General features: G+C 69.8%; 13 protein-coding genes. 7 read left to right on the top strand and 6 right to left on the bottom strand.

Annotation, left to right across the window (positions count from 1 at the left end; all coding sequences use genetic code 11):
• The first annotated feature begins 81 nt into the window (after window positions 1–81).
• Window positions 82–1,074, top strand: coding sequence for a LacI family DNA-binding transcriptional regulator (locus E1181_RS11715; protein ID WP_132674000.1), 993 nt, complete (start codon window positions 82–84; stop codon window positions 1,072–1,074).
• Window positions 1,075–1,191: 117 nt separating this feature from the next.
• Here E1181_RS11715 and E1181_RS32555 read toward each other — a convergent pair whose 3' ends face one another.
• The 4 genes from E1181_RS32555 to E1181_RS11735 all read right to left on the bottom strand — a co-directional run bounded on the left by E1181_RS32555 (window position 1,192) and on the right by E1181_RS11735 (window position 7,626).
• The gene (locus E1181_RS32555) at window positions 1,192–3,528 is read right to left on the bottom strand and encodes a glycoside hydrolase family 172 protein (RefSeq protein ID WP_268952455.1); all 2,337 of its coding nucleotides are present in this window, start codon (window positions 3,526–3,528) and stop codon (window positions 1,192–1,194) included.
• 442 nt (window positions 3,529–3,970) lie between these two features.
• The gene (locus E1181_RS11725) at window positions 3,971–4,978 is read right to left on the bottom strand and encodes a substrate-binding domain-containing protein (protein WP_132674001.1); all 1,008 of its coding nucleotides are present in this window, start codon (window positions 4,976–4,978) and stop codon (window positions 3,971–3,973) included.
• 24 nt (window positions 4,979–5,002) lie between these two features.
• Window positions 5,003–6,043, bottom strand: coding sequence for an ABC transporter permease (locus tag E1181_RS11730; RefSeq protein ID WP_408009666.1), 1,041 nt, complete (start codon window positions 6,041–6,043; stop codon window positions 5,003–5,005).
• Window positions 6,040–7,626 carry a sugar ABC transporter ATP-binding protein gene (locus tag E1181_RS11735; RefSeq protein WP_132674103.1) on the bottom strand — a complete coding sequence of 529 codons (1,587 nt, stop codon included), beginning with the start codon at window positions 7,624–7,626 and terminating at the stop codon, window positions 6,040–6,042. Before E1181_RS11735 ends, E1181_RS11730 begins: the two co-directional genes overlap by 4 nt.
• A gap of 241 nt (window positions 7,627–7,867) precedes the next feature.
• On the opposite strand from E1181_RS11735, the gene E1181_RS11740 reads away from it, so the two are divergent.
• The gene (locus tag E1181_RS11740; RefSeq protein ID WP_132674002.1) at window positions 7,868–8,728 is read left to right on the top strand and encodes a DUF6542 domain-containing protein; all 861 of its coding nucleotides are present in this window, start codon (window positions 7,868–7,870) and stop codon (window positions 8,726–8,728) included.
• 66 nt (window positions 8,729–8,794) lie between these two features.
• On the opposite strand, the gene E1181_RS11745 is transcribed toward E1181_RS11740, so the two are convergent.
• Window positions 8,795–9,823: a 4-hydroxy-3-methylbut-2-enyl diphosphate reductase gene (locus E1181_RS11745; protein ID WP_132674003.1), complete on the bottom strand. Its 1,029-nt coding sequence runs from the start codon at window positions 9,821–9,823 to the stop codon at window positions 8,795–8,797.
• Between the two features lie 162 nt (window positions 9,824–9,985).
• On the opposite strand from E1181_RS11745, the gene E1181_RS11750 reads away from it, so the two are divergent.
• The 4 genes from E1181_RS11750 to E1181_RS11765 all read left to right on the top strand — a co-directional run bounded on the left by E1181_RS11750 (window position 9,986) and on the right by E1181_RS11765 (window position 12,531).
• On the top strand, window positions 9,986–10,444 hold the full coding sequence (locus E1181_RS11750) for a lipid droplet-associated protein (protein WP_132674004.1): 459 nt from the start codon (window positions 9,986–9,988) through the stop codon (window positions 10,442–10,444).
• Between the two features lie 238 nt (window positions 10,445–10,682).
• Window positions 10,683–11,870, top strand: a complete 1,188-nt coding sequence (gene xseA / locus E1181_RS11755) for an exodeoxyribonuclease VII large subunit (protein ID WP_408009669.1) — start codon at window positions 10,683–10,685, stop codon at window positions 11,868–11,870.
• A 14-nt stretch (window positions 11,871–11,884) separates the two neighbouring features.
• A complete protein-coding gene (locus E1181_RS11760) occupies window positions 11,885–12,280 on the top strand; it encodes a hypothetical protein (protein WP_132674006.1) in 396 nt (131 codons plus the stop codon).
• Complete coding sequence (locus E1181_RS11765; RefSeq protein ID WP_132674007.1) at window positions 12,277–12,531, top strand: exodeoxyribonuclease VII small subunit; 255 nt, start codon at window positions 12,277–12,279, stop codon at window positions 12,529–12,531. The genes E1181_RS11760 and E1181_RS11765 overlap by 4 nt, the downstream gene beginning before the upstream one ends.
• 116 nt (window positions 12,532–12,647) lie before the next feature.
• Here E1181_RS11765 and E1181_RS11770 read toward each other — a convergent pair whose 3' ends face one another.
• Window positions 12,648–13,241 carry a DUF4245 domain-containing protein gene (locus tag E1181_RS11770; RefSeq protein WP_132674008.1) on the bottom strand — a complete coding sequence of 198 codons (594 nt, stop codon included), beginning with the start codon at window positions 13,239–13,241 and terminating at the stop codon, window positions 12,648–12,650.
• A gap of 177 nt (window positions 13,242–13,418) precedes the next feature.
• Between E1181_RS11770 and glpX the strand changes: the two genes are divergently transcribed.
• Window positions 13,419–14,429, top strand: coding sequence for a class II fructose-bisphosphatase (gene glpX, locus E1181_RS11775; protein ID WP_132674009.1), 1,011 nt, complete (start codon window positions 13,419–13,421; stop codon window positions 14,427–14,429).
• Window positions 14,430–14,489 lie beyond the last annotated feature (60 nt).

A 14,489-nucleotide genomic window follows, 5' to 3' on the forward strand; every position in this document is an offset into this window, starting at 1 on the left:
TCTCGGACGCTATTCTGGCGTAATACGAGCTGTCAAGGCGGGTGACCCACCGTCACTCGCCCAGCGGTGAGGGAGGAAGTCGTGGCGACCATCAACGACGTGGCGACCCGCGCGGGAGTGTCCACGGCCACCGTCTCCCGAGCTCTTAACGGCAAGGCGACGGTCGATCCGGAGCTCGCCGGGAGGGTGCTCGCCGCAGCCGAAGAACTCGGGTACCGGCCCAACGGACCCGCCCGCAACCTGCGGAAACAGGAAACCGCGGTGCTCGCGTTGATCATCTCCGACGTGGAGAACCCGTTCTTCACGGCGATCGCGCGAGGCGTCGAGGACGTCGCGCACGAGGCCGGCTACTCGCTGGTGCTGTGCAACTCCGACGACGCCCCGGACAAGGAGCGCGAGTACGTCGACGTCGCGCTGCAGGAGCGCGTCGCCGGGGTGCTGCTCTCGCCCACCGGCAGCCCGGGCACGGCCGAGCTGCTGGCCCGGCACAGCACGCCGGTAGTGGCGGTCGACCGGCCGCTCCCGGATCGCGCGAGCGACACGGTGCTGGTCGACAACCGGCTGGCGGCCAAGCACGCGACGCTGCACCTGGCCGGGCAGGGCTACAGCCGCATCGGCTGCCTGACCGGTCCGAGCGGCGTGCCCACGGCCGACGACCGGCTGGCCGGCTACCGCGACGGGCTGCGCGCGGCGAAGCTGCCCAGCTCCACCTCGCTGGTGCGGCGGTCGAAGTTCAAGGCCGACGGCGCGCAGCAGGCCGCGCACGCGCTGCTCAGGCAGAACGATCCGCCGGACGCGCTGCTGGTCGGCAACAGCGCGATGGCCGTCGGCGTGTTGGAAGCGTTAGCGGCGCTGAAGCTCAAGCCCGGCCGCGACGTCGGAGTCGTCGCCTTCGACGACGCCCCCTGGACCACGCTGCTCGACCCGCCGCTGTCGGTCGTAGCCCAGCCCGCCTACGACATGGGCGCGCTGGCGGCCCGCCTCCTGCTCGAGCGCATCTCGGGCGACCGCGAGGAAACCTCCACCACGACGCTGTCCGCCCACCTGGTCGCGCGCGGCAGCTCCTCCCGCTGAGGGCAGTCCTGCTCCAGGGGCATCCCGGTGCCGCGGCCGGCCACCCGCGGAGGCGTCGCAACGCGAATCGGTACCCGGGTCTCCTGTGAGATCCGGGTACCGATTTTTCGCGAGCGCTCAGTTCGAGCTGCGCACGACGCCGTTGTCCTCGCTGGTCGATGTCTCACTCGTGCCCGGCTCCGGTGGCGCCGAGTCGGTGGGCGTCGAGCCGGTGGAGGTCGGCTGGCCCGGGTCCTGCGGAGCGGTCGGAGCCGGTTGTGACGGGGGCTGGGTCGGGGTCCGTGGCGCCGGCGGGAGGGCCGGTGGGACCTCCGGTGGCGGCGGGCCCACCGGAAGACTGCGCCCGGCCGGAGCTCCGTACCAGTAGGCCGTGGAGCTGTAGTCGCCCGGTTCGTCGTTGACCGGGCCGTGCTCGATGCCCGCGACCAGACCGTTCCGGAAGGACACCGCGTCGCCCACCATCAGCCGGTAGGCACCGGTGCAGTCGAACTGGCAGCCGTCCTGGTTCACCTCGTGGCCGGGGTTGCCGGCCTGCGGCATCGAGAACGTCGTGCCGAACCGGAAGTACCAGCCCGACTCGTAGAAGTCCTCGCTCCCGGTCCCGTGCCACGCGGGTTCCTGGGCTCCGTCGACGTAGAACCGCTCGTCGCCCTCCAGGTAGTTGCGCGGGTTGGACGCCGTCTGCCGCGTGGAGTGCGGCAGCACGCTGGCCTTGGTCTCGTTGAGCGGGATCAGGCCGCGCATGGTGTGGGTGACCCCGTAGAACGTGCCCGCCCCACCGGGGTCGAGGAAGTTCCAGTCCTGCCCGGGGACCGTGGTGCCGCGCTTGTGCGTGGCGTGGAAGTGACCGCTGCCCTCGTCGACGCCGCCGGGCCCGGTGACGACCTCCGCCGTGGCCCCCTCGATCGGGATGCCGCTGGCGTTGACGATCTCCACCTTGGCGCTCTCGTTGAACGGCATCGGCCACCACGACGTGTACCAGCCGTCCTGCCCGGGATCGACCGAGCTCATCATGGTGCGCACGTCGTACTCGCCGAGCCCGGTGCCGAAGAACTCGCCGATCGGCGCGTCCACAGTGGTCTCGCCGTCGAAGGTGATGCGCAGCCGCGCCGAGGACAGCACCTCGTCGGAGGCCGCGACCTGCTCCGGCGGGATCGTGTACCGCCCGAACAGCTGAGAGCGCTCGAAGACCGGGTTGTCGATCTGGTAGCCGTGCGCGCTCTCCTCGCCCGGGTGCCCGGGACCGAGGTCGAGCACGTCGGTGCGCACCCACTCGCCGTTGACCAGGCTCTGCACGTCGTAGCGGAACTCGTTGACGTCCAAGGAGGACGAGACGAACCGGTTGTCGACCTCGATCGAGGACTCCCCGGCGGTGACGTCCGCGGGCACGTCGATCGACTGCACGCCCCACTGGCCGGGAGCGGCCGCGCCGCTGCGCCACTCGCCCACCACCTGGCCGTTGACGGCCATGCTCGCGACCTGGTCGGCGACCTGCGGGTCGAACCGCCGGATCACGCGGACGCCCTCGTTGTTCGGGTCCACGCGCATCCGGAACCGGCTGCCACCGCCCTGCCCGAACGCCATGCCGTCGTCGACGACCTGCGGCGCCGCCACCACCTGCGGCAAGCGCACCCGCAGCTGGTTGATCCGCGCAGGTCCGCTCACCTCGGCGACGGTGTGCGCGCCGCCGGGCGCCAGGCCGAAGTCGCTGCGCACCGGTGTTCCGCCGGTGGCGTTCTTCGGATCGGACACGCCGAAGCCCTGCATCTTCGTCAGCACGTCGGTGGCCGGGTCCGAGGGGTCGAAGGTCTCCACGCCTTCCGCGTCGGGGAAGGCCCGGTAGTTCACGTGGTAGAAGTCCGGGTTGTTGCGCACGGTCACGCGCATCGATTCGCGGAACGGCATCGGCACCTTGCTGACCACACCGCCTGCGGCGTCGTCGGCGTTGCCCACCAGGGGCCACACGAACGGCGCTCCGATCTTGCCGCTGACCACGTCGATGAACGGTGCGTCGAGCACCGTGCGGCCGTCGAGCTCGACGACGATGTTGCCGGTCGCGGTGACATCGCCCCACGGCTCGCGGGTGCTCCACAGACCGGAGATCTCACCTGGCCCGGTGTGCTCGGCGATCACGCATCCCTGCGCCGATTCGCGCAGGCAGGAGTAGGTGCCCTCGAATCCGTCGTTGTTACCTCCGGACCGGTCGTAGCTGGAGAACTGCAAGGACTGCTCGGCGCCGCGCAGCCGCGGCATCCCGTCGAGGTCTCGGTACGAGTCCCAGCCGACCTGGCCCTTGCTCGGCGGCGCAGGTTGCTGGGCGTGGGCTCGGACGCTCGCGAACCCGGCGTCGACGATCACCGCGGCTGCGGCGAGCGAGAAGACACCCAGGTAGGCGGCGAGCCGGCGTGACCGCCGGCGGGCGTCGCTTCGCGACGGTGCGGAGCGTTCTGTCATCGTGCTCGCCCTCCCCTGCGGACAGCGCTGTCCACCGCAGACAGTTCTGCCGCTGATTCCGGTTCCGGTGAATCGTGATGCGCTCTAACTCAGTGGTTTCCAACCGACTCGGACCCGGCAAGATCTCAAAGCGCGATCTAGCGCAGCGTAAGAAATGGCCTCCCGGACGGCAACCAAACAACAGGCACGGAATAGTCATCGATACGCGAATTCACTCAATAAGATGGTCTCTGGTGTGTCGTACTTACGACAGCCGCCAACCAGGTGTTTCTGGTTGCCGGGCAGCGGAATTCGGTGTATCGAGCCAGTGTCGCCGACCTTTCGCGCGCGAAAAGACCGCAGCACTCGAAACGAGCGCTGCGGCCTGTTTTCGGTCCGGGGCGGCGCGGCCCTTTCCGCGCCTACTCCTGCAACCCGGAAAGGTTCCCGTCCACTTCGGCTTCTAACCCTGATTGAGTCGGCCGTACACCTCGGCCGCGTTGTCCTTCGTGATCAGTTCGGTCCCCAGGGTCTGGGTCTTGGGCACCTGCTGGCAGTCGACCAGGATCTTCTTGGCCGCCTCGACGGCCTCCGCGCCACCCGTCGGGTAGAGGTTCGTGGCCTGCAGCCGGCCTTCCTCCACCGCCTTGATGCCGCCGGAGGGGATCGGCAATCCGTCGATGCCCACGAACTTCAGGTCCGGTCGGTTGGCGGCCTGCGCGGCCAGCCAGGCGCCCTCGGCCATCGGATCGTTCTGCGAGTACACGGCCTGGATGTCCGGGTGGGCCTTGAGCAGCGCGTCCATCTTCTGCTGCCCGACCGAGCGCTCCCACTCGCCGTCGGCGGTGGCCACGACCTCGATCTTGGATCCCGCGATTCCCTGCTTGAAGCCCTCTTCCCGCTCAGCGGCCGGGGTCGAGCCGGACAGGCCCTTGATCTGCACGATCTTGCCGCCCTGCGGTAGCAGCGTGTTCTTGAAGAACTCGCCCGCCTGCTTGCCGATGGCGACGTTGTCCGCGCCGATGTAGGTCGTGTACGCCTCGCCGTCGACCTTGCGGTCCAGCACCACGACCGGGATGCCCTGGTTGTAGGCCTTGCGCACCACGTCGGTCAGCGGCGCCGCCTCGTTCGGGGAGATCATCAGCAGGTCCACCTGCTTGGTCATGAAGTTCTCGACGTCGGTGACCTGCTTGGAGTTGTCCTTCGCGGCGTCCGAGAACTGCACCTCCTCGAACTGCGGGACCTTCTGCGCGGCCTTGCGGATGTCGTCGTCCATCCGCACCCGGTACGGCTCGGCGAGGTTCGCCTGGCTCATCCCGATCGTGTACTTGCCGTTGGCGCCCTGGCAGTCCTTCGTCGGGTCCTGGGCCTGGACCTGCCCGGTGTTCTCGCTGGTCGTCCCGCAACCGGCGGCGGCGAGCGCGACCGCGGCGCACGTGATTGCGACCAAGGACTTCGTTGTCTTGCGCATCGTGCTCCCTTCGGTAGATCTGCCTCAGGCCGTGGGGCGCAGGCGCTGCAGCGCCGCCGCCGCGACGATCACCAGACCCTTGATCAGCAGTTGCAGATCGGTGTTGACGCTGTTCAGGCTCAGGATGTTGTTGAGGATGCCGAGCAGCAGAGCACCGGCGATGGTGCCGATCACCGAGCCCCGGCCACCGGCCAGGCTGGTGCCGCCGACAACCACCGCGGCGATTCCGTCGAGCTCGTAGGCGGTTCCGTCGTTGGGGCTGCCCGCGTTGAGCTGACCGGCGTGCACGATGCCGGCCAGCGCGGCGCAGAACCCCGCGATGACGAAGGCGATGATCTTGACCCGGTTCACCGGCACGCCCGAGAGACGAGCCGCCTTCTCGTTCCCACCGATCGCGTACAGGTGCCGGGAGTAGGCGCTGGAGCGCAGGAACAGGATCGCGATCACGGCCACCGCGGCGAAGATCAGCGCCGGGATCGGCACCACGCCGCCGAAGGTCCGCTCCCCCAGCAGCGAGAACAGCATCGGGGCCTGCCCCGGGCCGTCGCCGTAGGAGATCTGCACGGTCTCGCCGCCGGACCACATGCGCGCCAGCCCGCGCGCGATCTGCAATCCGGCCAGGGTGACGATGAACGCCTGCACCCCCAGCAGCGCCACCGCGGCCCCCTGCATGAACCCGAAGACGATTCCGGCCAGCAGCACCACGACGACCGTGGCCAACACGCCGTAGCCGCTGTTGACCATGAGCACGGCGGAACCGACCGCCGCCAGCCCCAGCACCGACCCGACCGACAGGTCGATGCCGCCGATGAGGATCACGAAGGTCAGCCCGATCGCGATGATCCCGATCTCGGAGACCGCGCGCACGATGTTGAACAGGTTGTCGCTGCTCAGGAACAGGATCTGGCCGTCGTTGCGGGGTGAGAAGATCACCGCAGCGATGAACACCGCGACCAGACCGAAGAAACTCTGGAACTTGAACAGGGTCTCGACGGTGTCGGTCCGCTTGGAACGCTGCGCGGGCAGATCTCCGGGCACGGGCCGCTGCTCCGTCTGATTGCTCAATTCGCACCTCCCCCGGTGCTCTGCCCGGTGCCGACCGCCGGCCCCGGTGGATTCCCGTTCCGATCGCCCATCGCCGCTGCCAGCAGATCGGCCTCCCCGGCATGAGCGGTGTCGAACTCGGCGACGCTGCGCCCGGCGCGCAGCACGACCACCCGGTGGCACACCCCCACCAGCTCGGGGAGTTCCGAGGAGGCCAGCAGCACGCCGATGCCGCGACCGGCGATGTCCGAGAGCAACTGGTAGATCTCCGCCTTCGCGCCGATGTCCACGCCCCGCGTCGGGTCGTCGAGCAGCAGCAGTCGGGGCTCGGTGAGCAGCATGCGCCCGAAGACGACCTTCTGCTGGTTGCCGCCGGAGAGGGTGCCGACCGCGTCGGAGATGCGGTCGAGCTTGACCTTGAGCTGGTCGACGCTGCGCCGGGTCGCGCCGAGTTCGGAGCTGCGGCGAACCATTCCGGCGACACCCAGTCGGTGGAGCACCGACAGCACGGTGTTGGCGGTGACCGAGTGCCCGAGCACCAGCCCGGAGCTGCGCCGATCCTCCGGCACGAAGGCGATCCCCGAGCGCAGCGCCTGCCTCGGCCCTGCCGGGCGCACCGGTTTGCCGTCGAGCGAGACCTCCCCCTCCCAGGTCCCGGACGAGCCAGCCCCGTAGAGCGATTCGAGCAGTTCGGTCCGCCCGGCTCCGAGCAGTCCGCACAGGCCGACGATCTCGCCGCTGCGGACGGTCAGGTCGATGCCGTCGGGTTCCCTCCGGCCGACCCGCGCGCGGCGGGGGTGCACGGCGAAGCCCTTGACGCTGAGCAGTTCTTCGCCGATGTCGACCGTCTGCGAGCGGAAGCGGGTCTGCACCGAGCGCCCCACCATCGCTTCGGCGGCTTCCTCGGCGGTCATCGCCTGCGCGTCGAACTCGGCGACCTTGCGGCCGTTGCGCAGCACGGTGGCGCGGTCGGCGACCTGGCCGATTTCATCCATCCGGTGCGAGATGTAGACGATGCCGGTGCCGGTGCGGCGCAGCTCGCCGATGACGCCGAAGAGCCGGTCGACCTCCGTTGTGGACAGTGCCGAGGTCGGCTCGTCCATGATCAGCACCTTGGCGTCCAGCGACAGCGCGCGGGCGATGGTGACCAGCTGCTGCTCACCGACCCGCAGCTCGCCGACCGGGCGGTTCGGGTCGAGGTCGATCCCGGTGCGCCGCAGCAACTCCCGGGTGCGCTCGGACATCGCGCGCCGCTCCACGGTGCCCAGCCGGGTGCGCGGTTCGCGTCCCAGGTGGAGGTTCTCGGCGACGCTCAGGGCCGGGACGAGGTCGAGTTCCTGGTGGATCATCGCGACCCCGGCGTGTTGGGCGTCCGCGGGTTTTCCGAACTGGACCGAGTGACCCTCGATGGTGATCCCACCGGTGTGGTCGGTGATGTCGCCGGAGAGGACCTTCATCAAGGTGCTCTTGCCTGCCCCGTTCTCGCCGAGCAGAGCGTGCACCTCGCCGCCGCGAACCGTGAGGTCAACCGCGTCGCAGGCGAGCACACCGCCGTAACGCTTGGTGATGCCGGTCATCTCGACCAGCGGTGGCGCCGTGTTCATTTCGACCCCCGTCTCGTCGCTCACGCAGGCGAGAAAACGATTGCTCGGACGCTAAGATGGCCGCACTCCCTGTGTCAAGGCTCACACGCTCGACCGAGCGATACGGCATCCATTTGGCTGCACGAAGATCACGCGACGATCACGCCCCGTCGTGTCGAAACCATCACCCGACGTGGGGTAATGCGCCCGTTCCCCGAGAGGGCTCTCGCGGTGGGGTACTGGACCGTTACCGTTGGGGATTGTGACCGCGATCCGCGAGAGCCAGAGCGCTTCAACTTCCGGTAATGGCGCGCCCGAATGGGGTGCGCGCTCCGCGTTCAGCACCAACGGGGTGCCGCTGTGGGGCGCCGTGTTGCTGGCTGCCGTCCCGACCGCGATCGGCACCGTGCTGGACACCTTGATCTGGAAACAGCCCGGATTCATCTTCAAGACCTGCTTCTTCCTCGGTTGTCTGGCTGCGGTGCTGCTGGTGCAGCGGCGAAGCGTGTTCGGTCCGATGGTGCAGCCACCGCTCGTTCTCGGCATCGTGATGCCCGTGCTGGTGCTGATCACCGGGGCCGGGAGCACGTCGGGCGCGGGCGTCATGGGCAAGGCGCTGTCGGTCGCGCGCCCGCTGATCACCAGCTTCCCGATCATGGCCGGGGCCACCGCGGTCGCGCTCGGCATCGGGCTGCTCCGGATGTTCGTCACGCAGAAGGTCGAGACCGACGACGACTTCGACCTCGGCGTCGACCCCGACGCCAAGACCAAGAAGGCCAGACCCGTACCGCCGCCGCGCAAGAAGGCCGCGCGGGACGAGGCACCGCGCAAGCGCCCGGCCTCGGATCGGGACCGCAAACCCCGCGGCGAGCAGCGCAAGCCGCGCGAGGACGGCCGCGGTGGCGACCGGCGCGCCGAGCCCCGGCAGCCGCGGGGCACCGGGCCGCGCGAGACCCAGGGACGCCCGAAGGGCGACTCCCCGCGCCGCGGTGACGTGCCCGGACGCCCTCGCCCCAACGACCCGCGCGCAGGAGGACCCCGTCCGCCCCGCCAGGGCGGCCCAGGACGGCCGCGCCCGCCGGAACCGCCACCGGGGGGCCGCCCCCGGCGTCCCGGCCCGTAGAGACGCGAAAAAGCCGCCCGGCTCCAGGAAATCGGAGCCGGGCGGCTTTTTTCGTCGGAAGTCAGCTCAGCGGACGCTCTTGGGGTTGTCCTTGTTCTCGTCGAGGTCCTTGCGGAGCTCCCGGGGCAGCGCGAAGGTGACCTTCTCGTTGGCGGTCGTGACCTCTTCGACGTCGCCCCAGCCGCGCTCGGCGAGGTGGTCCAGGACCTGCAGCACCAGGACGTCCGGGACGGACGCGCCGCTGGTGACGCCGACCGTGGTCACCCCGTCCAGCCAGGCGTCCTCGATCTGCGAGGCGTAGTCGATCAGGTGCGAGTCCGACGCCCCGGCCTGCAGCGCGACCTCGACGAGCCGCTTGGAGTTCGAGGAGTTCTGCGAGCCCACCACGATCACCAGGTCGCACTGCGGGGCCATCACCTTGACCGCCTGCTGGCGGTTGGAGGTGGCGTAGCAGATGTCGTCGCTGGGCGGGGCCTGCAGCGTCGGGAACTTCTCGGTGAGCTGGTCCACCCGCTCCATGGTCTCGTCGACGCTGAGGGTGGTCTGCGACAGCCAGACGACCTTGCTCGGGTCGCGGACCTGCACCTTGTCGACGTCCTCGGGCTTGTCCACCAGCTGCACGCGCTCGGGCGCCTCACCGGCGGTGCCCTCGACCTCCTCGTGGCCCTCGTGGCCGATCAGGAGGATGTCGTAGTCGTCGCGCGCGAAGCGGTTGACCTCCTTGTGCACCTTCGTCACCAGCGGGCAGGTGGCGTCGATCGTGCGGAGCTTGCGCTCCTCGGCCTCCTGGTGGACGGCCGGGGACACGCCGTGCGCGGAGAAGACCACGAGCGCGCCCTCGGGCACCTCGTCGGTCTCGTCCACGAAGATCACGCCGCGCTCGGTCAGGGTGTCCACGACGTGCCGGTTGTGCACGATCTCCTTGCGGACGTAGACCGGTGGGCCGTAGGTCTCCAGCGCCTTCTCGACGGTGATGACTGCGCGGTCGACACCTGCGCAGTACCCGCGGGGCTTGGCCAGCAGGACCCGCTTGGTCCGGCCGGCGTCGTCAACGGGGTCGGGTTCGAGGTCGCGGGCCTCAGGCGTGGTCGTCATGCCATCAAGGGTACGGATCCGCGCCTGCCCGCTCCGCCGCCGGTCGGTGCTCACCGTCACTCCATCGTGGGGTCCATCGCGGTTCCGCCGGACGTCGGTCCTCGGTCACATTCCGGCGTTGAACCGATGGTCTGGCGGCCACATCTGCGGCAGGCTGGGCGCATGTCAGAGTTCCCCCTCCCGGTGCGGGTGGCGGCCGGGCTCGCGGCGACCGCCGTCGAGCAGGCCCGCGCGCTCCCGGCCACCCTCCTCGGCATGCCCGTGACCGTCGCCAGCCAGGCGTTGCAGGCGTCGATGCGGGTGCAGCAGCACATCACCGAACTCGCGATCAAGGGCGACGAGGCGCTGTCGGTCCTGCGCACGCCCGAGGAAGAACCGTCGTGGGCGACCTTCGACGAGGACATCGCCCCGGAACCGGCGGTGATCCCCGAGCCCGAGGCCGGGGAGAACTCGCTGCTCGCCGACTACGACGCGCTGAGCCTCCCCCAGCTGCGCGGTCGCCTGCGCTCGTACACCGAGGACGACCTCGCCGAACTGCTCGCCCACGAGGAGCGCAACGAGCAGCGCCCGGACTACCTCCGAATGCTCCGCAATCGCCTCACCCGCCTGAGAGAGCAGTAGCAAGCGACGAAGTCGCTTTCTCCTTTCACCACCCTCGCAACTCGCACCGCCGCGGGTTCTCAGCGGTTCTCTGGGGAGGACAGCCGCAGCGCCGCGTATTGACATACTCAAGTCGCGGATCCCGGAGCCAGAGGGCCGCTGAGGTTCCGCTACTTGCACCGCCGAGCAGAATGAGCCTTGAAACGATCAAAGAGGAGGAACGCTGAGTTCGCCTACTAGTGCTGAGGAACCGTGGCCGGTGCGGACGGTGGCCCGCAAGATCGCCGACTGGATCAACCGGCTCGGGCAGATCTGGGTCGAAGGTCAGATCACCCAGATCTCGATGCGGTCCGGCGCGCAGACGGCGTTCCTGACGCTCCGCGATCCCTCCGCGGACGTGTCGCTGACCCTGACCTGCTCGTCGTCGCTGCTGCGCAAGATGGACCCGCCGCTGACCGATGGCAGCCGGGTCGTGGTGCACGGCAAGCCGACGTTCTTCGTCGGTCGCGGCACGCTGAGCCTGCGGGTCGACGAGATCCGGGCCGTCGGCATCGGTGAGCTGCTGGCCCGCATCGAACGGCTCCGCCAGCTGCTCAAGGCCGAAGGTCTGTTCGACCCGGCGCGCAAGCGGCCGTTGCCGTTCCTGCCCAACCGGGTCGGCCTGATCACCGGCCGCGCCTCGGCCGCCGAGCACGACGTGCTGACCAACGCGCAGCTGCGCTGGCCGGCCGTGCAGTTCGAGATCCGCAACGTCGCCGTGCAGGGCACGAGCGCGGTGCCGCAGATCCTGCCCGCGCTGGAGGCGCTCGACCGGATGCCCGAGGTCGACGTGATCGTGCTGGCGCGCGGCGGCGGCAGCGTCGAGGACCTGCTCCCGTTCTCCGACGAGGCGCTGTGCCGGGCGGTGTCGGCCTGCAAGACCCCGGTGATCAGCGCGATCGGGCACGAACCGGACTCGCCGCTGCTCGACCACGTGGCCGATGTGCGCTGTTCCACACCGACGGGTGCGGGCAAGCGCGTGGTGCCCGACGTGGCCGAGGAGGGCCAGCGCATCCGGCAGTTGCGCGACCGGGCTCGGCGGGCTCTGCACGGATGGGTGGATCGTGAGCGCAGGCTGCTCGACCAGCTGCGCAGCCGGCCCGCGCTGGCCGATCCGCACCGCCCGCTGCAGCAGCGCTCCGAGCAGGTCGCGATGCTGCGCGAACGCTCCAGGCGGGCGATGAGCACGGTGCTCACCACGGAGGGTCACGCGTTGAGCGCTACTCGATCACGCTTGACGACCCTCGGCCCTGCGGCCACTCTGGCTCGTGGATACGCGATCGTGCAGCGCATCGAGGAGACCGACGAGGTCGACGGGGTGCTGCGCACCGTCGATGACGCGCCTCCGGGCACTCGGCTGCGGGTGCGGGTCGCCGACGGCGCGGTCCACGCCGTCGTACCGGACTGATCAAGGACGTCAACGTGCACCCGAAGCAGGAGCCCTCGTTCCTCCCCCTCACCGTGGGCGCGGCGCGCACCGCGGAGCGGGCGGGCGAGGTCCGGCGCTGCGCCGAGGCCGCCGAGGTCACGGCGGAGGGGACGTGGGCCGCGCTCCTGGGCGGGTGCGATTCGGCCGAGCGCAAGGACCTGCCCGGCAGGCTGCGGGCCTTGATCGACGCGACCTCGGGGTATGTGGGACCCACCTGGTGGGCGGCGTCGGCCCACCGACGTAGGGTCGCGGAGGCCCAGCTGCGCATCAACGACGCGGTGCGCGAAGGCGACGGCGCTGAGTTCGCCGAGGCCTTCGTCGGCTACGACCAGGCGATCGCCACCGCGGTGGTGTCCGTGCGAGCGAATGTGGAGAGCCCCACCCCGTGACCGAGAACCAGCAGGACGAGCACTTCGACCCGGTCGCCGAGCACCCGGAGGTCGCCGAGCTCGGCTACGAGGACGCCCGCGATCAGCTGGCCGAGGTCGTCAAGCAGCTGGAGGCCGGCGGGTTGTCCCTGGAGGACTCGCTGGCCCTCTGGGAGAAGGGCGAAGCGCTGGCGACGGTCTGCGAACGCCACCTGGCCGGTGCCCGCGAGCGAGTCGAACGCGCTCTCGCCGCGGTCGAAGAGGACTCCTGAGCCACCGTCACCAGCCCTCGTCGAATTTCGCGCGAAATTCGAGTCGCGAAGTTCGGGCTCGAATTTCGCGCGAAATTCGAATTCCTCACCCGGCGGTGTGACTCGCGACGGCGGGTTCAGCCGACCGGCGGGGCCGTGAGGGCGGCTTCGGCGAGGGTGCGGAACTCCGCTTCGCCGGCGTTGCCGGTGATCAGCAGGCGGACGCCGTCGCGCTCGGACACCCACGCCTGCTCATCGCGAACGCCCTGGTAGCGGACCCACTGGCGGCCACCGGCCTCGACGGTGCCGAGCGCCTGCGGGGCCTGCCGCGTCTCGCCGGCGACCAGTTCCTCCTCGGCGGCGTTGGACTGGGCCAGCCGCAGGTACTGCGCCTCGCCGGTCAGCCAGCCGACCCGGACGACCTCGGTGTGCGAGGGCAGCGTGGTGCTGGTGCTGGAGTTGGCCCGCCAGCTGGCGGGCAGCTTCGGATCGACCACCGGGAAGTCCACTCCGGCGGCGGCGTCGTGCAGCTCGGCCTGAACGTTCACCGTGGGCACCGATCCGTTGTCGACCGTGGGGCCGGTGGGAGTGAACGAGCACTGCGTGAACAGGCCTGCGATGCCGAACGAGACCAGCACCAACGGCAGGATGGCGAAGAGCATCGCCGACATGGTCCGCGGCGGGCGGGACGGAGCCGGTCGCTGGTTGCGGGGTTCAGCCACGACACCCATGCTCTCACCGGCAGCACCGCAGCTCAGCGGGCAGGGGCAGGGGGAGTGGGCTGCCCCACGCGAATGATCCCCGAACCCCGATGATCTGGGAAGATCGCAGCCAACAAGCCTGAGCGCGGGGCATTTCCCGCCGGACTCGGGCGGTACCGACGATGCCTCACAACTCCGGAGGGCGCGATGACGCAACGACACCCGGAAGCACCCGATCGCAACTTGGCGATGGAACTCGTCCGCGTGACCGAAGCCGCCGCGATGGCCGGTGGTCGCTGGGTCGGCCGCGGCGACAAGAACGCGGGTGACGGAGCCGCCGTGGACGCCATGCGCAAGCTCATCGGCACCGTGTCGATGCGCGGCACGGTGGTCATCGGCGAGGGCGAGAAGGACGAAGCGCCGATGCTCTACAACGGCGAGGAGGTCGGCAACGGGGAGGGCCCGGAGGTCGACGTCGCCGTGGACCCCATCGACGGCACGACGCTGCTCAGCAAGGGCATGCCGAACGCGCTGGCGGTGCTGGCGGTGTCCGAGCGCGGCACCATGTTCGACCCGTCCGCGGTGTTCTACATGGAGAAGATGGCGGTCGGTCCGGAGGCAGCGGGTGTCATCGACATCAGCGCCCCGATCGCGGAGAACGTCCGCCGGGTCGCCAAGGCCAAGCACGTCGACGTCTCCGACGTGACGGTGTGCGTGCTGGACCGGCCGCGGCACGAGCAGCTGGTCAAGGAGGTCCGCGAGGCCGGTGCCCGCGTGCAGTTCATCTCCGACGGCGACGTGGCTGGCGCGATCGCGGCAGCCCGCCCGAACAGCGGCGTCGACATGCTGCTGGGCATCGGCGGCACCCCGGAGGGCATCATCACCGCGTGCGCGCTGAAGTGCCTCGACGGTGAGATCCAGGGCCGGTTGTGGCCGCGCGACGACGAGGAGCGGGCGAAGCTGCGCGAGGCCGGGCACGACCCGAACCAGGTGCTGACCACTTCGGACCTGGTGCGCGGCGACAACATGTTCTTCGTGGCGACCGGCATCACCGACGGCGCGCTGCTGCGCGGTGTCCACTACCGCGCCGACCGGTGCACCACGCAGTCGATCGTGATGCGGTCGAAGTCCGGGACGACGCGCGTGGTCGACGCCTCGCACAAGCTCACCAAGCTGCGCGAGTACGCCGACGTGGACCTGGGCGAGAGCGGCGAGTAGTCGCCCTTATCGGGAAACCGGGAAAAACCGGCTCGACCGATCTTGATCAAGGTGGTGGCC

It is taken from the genome of Saccharopolyspora terrae, assembly GCF_004348435.1.
GTDB classification, from domain to species: domain Bacteria; phylum Actinomycetota; class Actinomycetes; order Mycobacteriales; family Pseudonocardiaceae; genus Saccharopolyspora; species Saccharopolyspora endophytica.

What these genes read in the sequence shown, in the direction of transcription:
- E1181_RS32555 (WP_268952455.1), bottom strand. Translation starts at nt 3,528, where the DNA reads ATGACAGAACGCTCCGCACCGTCGCGAAGCGACGCCCGCCGGCGGTCA.
- E1181_RS11725 (WP_132674001.1), bottom strand. Translation starts at nt 4,978, where the DNA reads ATGCGCAAGACAACGAAGTCCTTGGTCGCAATCACGTGCGCCGCGGTC.
- E1181_RS11735 (WP_132674103.1), bottom strand. Translation starts at nt 7,626, where the DNA reads ATGAACACGGCGCCACCGCTGGTCGAGATGACCGGCATCACCAAGCGT.
- E1181_RS11745 (WP_132674003.1), bottom strand. Translation starts at nt 9,823, where the DNA reads ATGACGACCACGCCTGAGGCCCGCGACCTCGAACCCGACCCCGTTGAC.
- E1181_RS11750 (WP_132674004.1), top strand. Translation starts at nt 9,986, where the DNA reads ATGTCAGAGTTCCCCCTCCCGGTGCGGGTGGCGGCCGGGCTCGCGGCG.
- E1181_RS11770 (WP_132674008.1), bottom strand. Translation starts at nt 13,241, where the DNA reads ATGGGTGTCGTGGCTGAACCCCGCAACCAGCGACCGGCTCCGTCCCGC.
- glpX (WP_132674009.1), top strand. Translation starts at nt 13,419, where the DNA reads ATGACGCAACGACACCCGGAAGCACCCGATCGCAACTTGGCGATGGAA.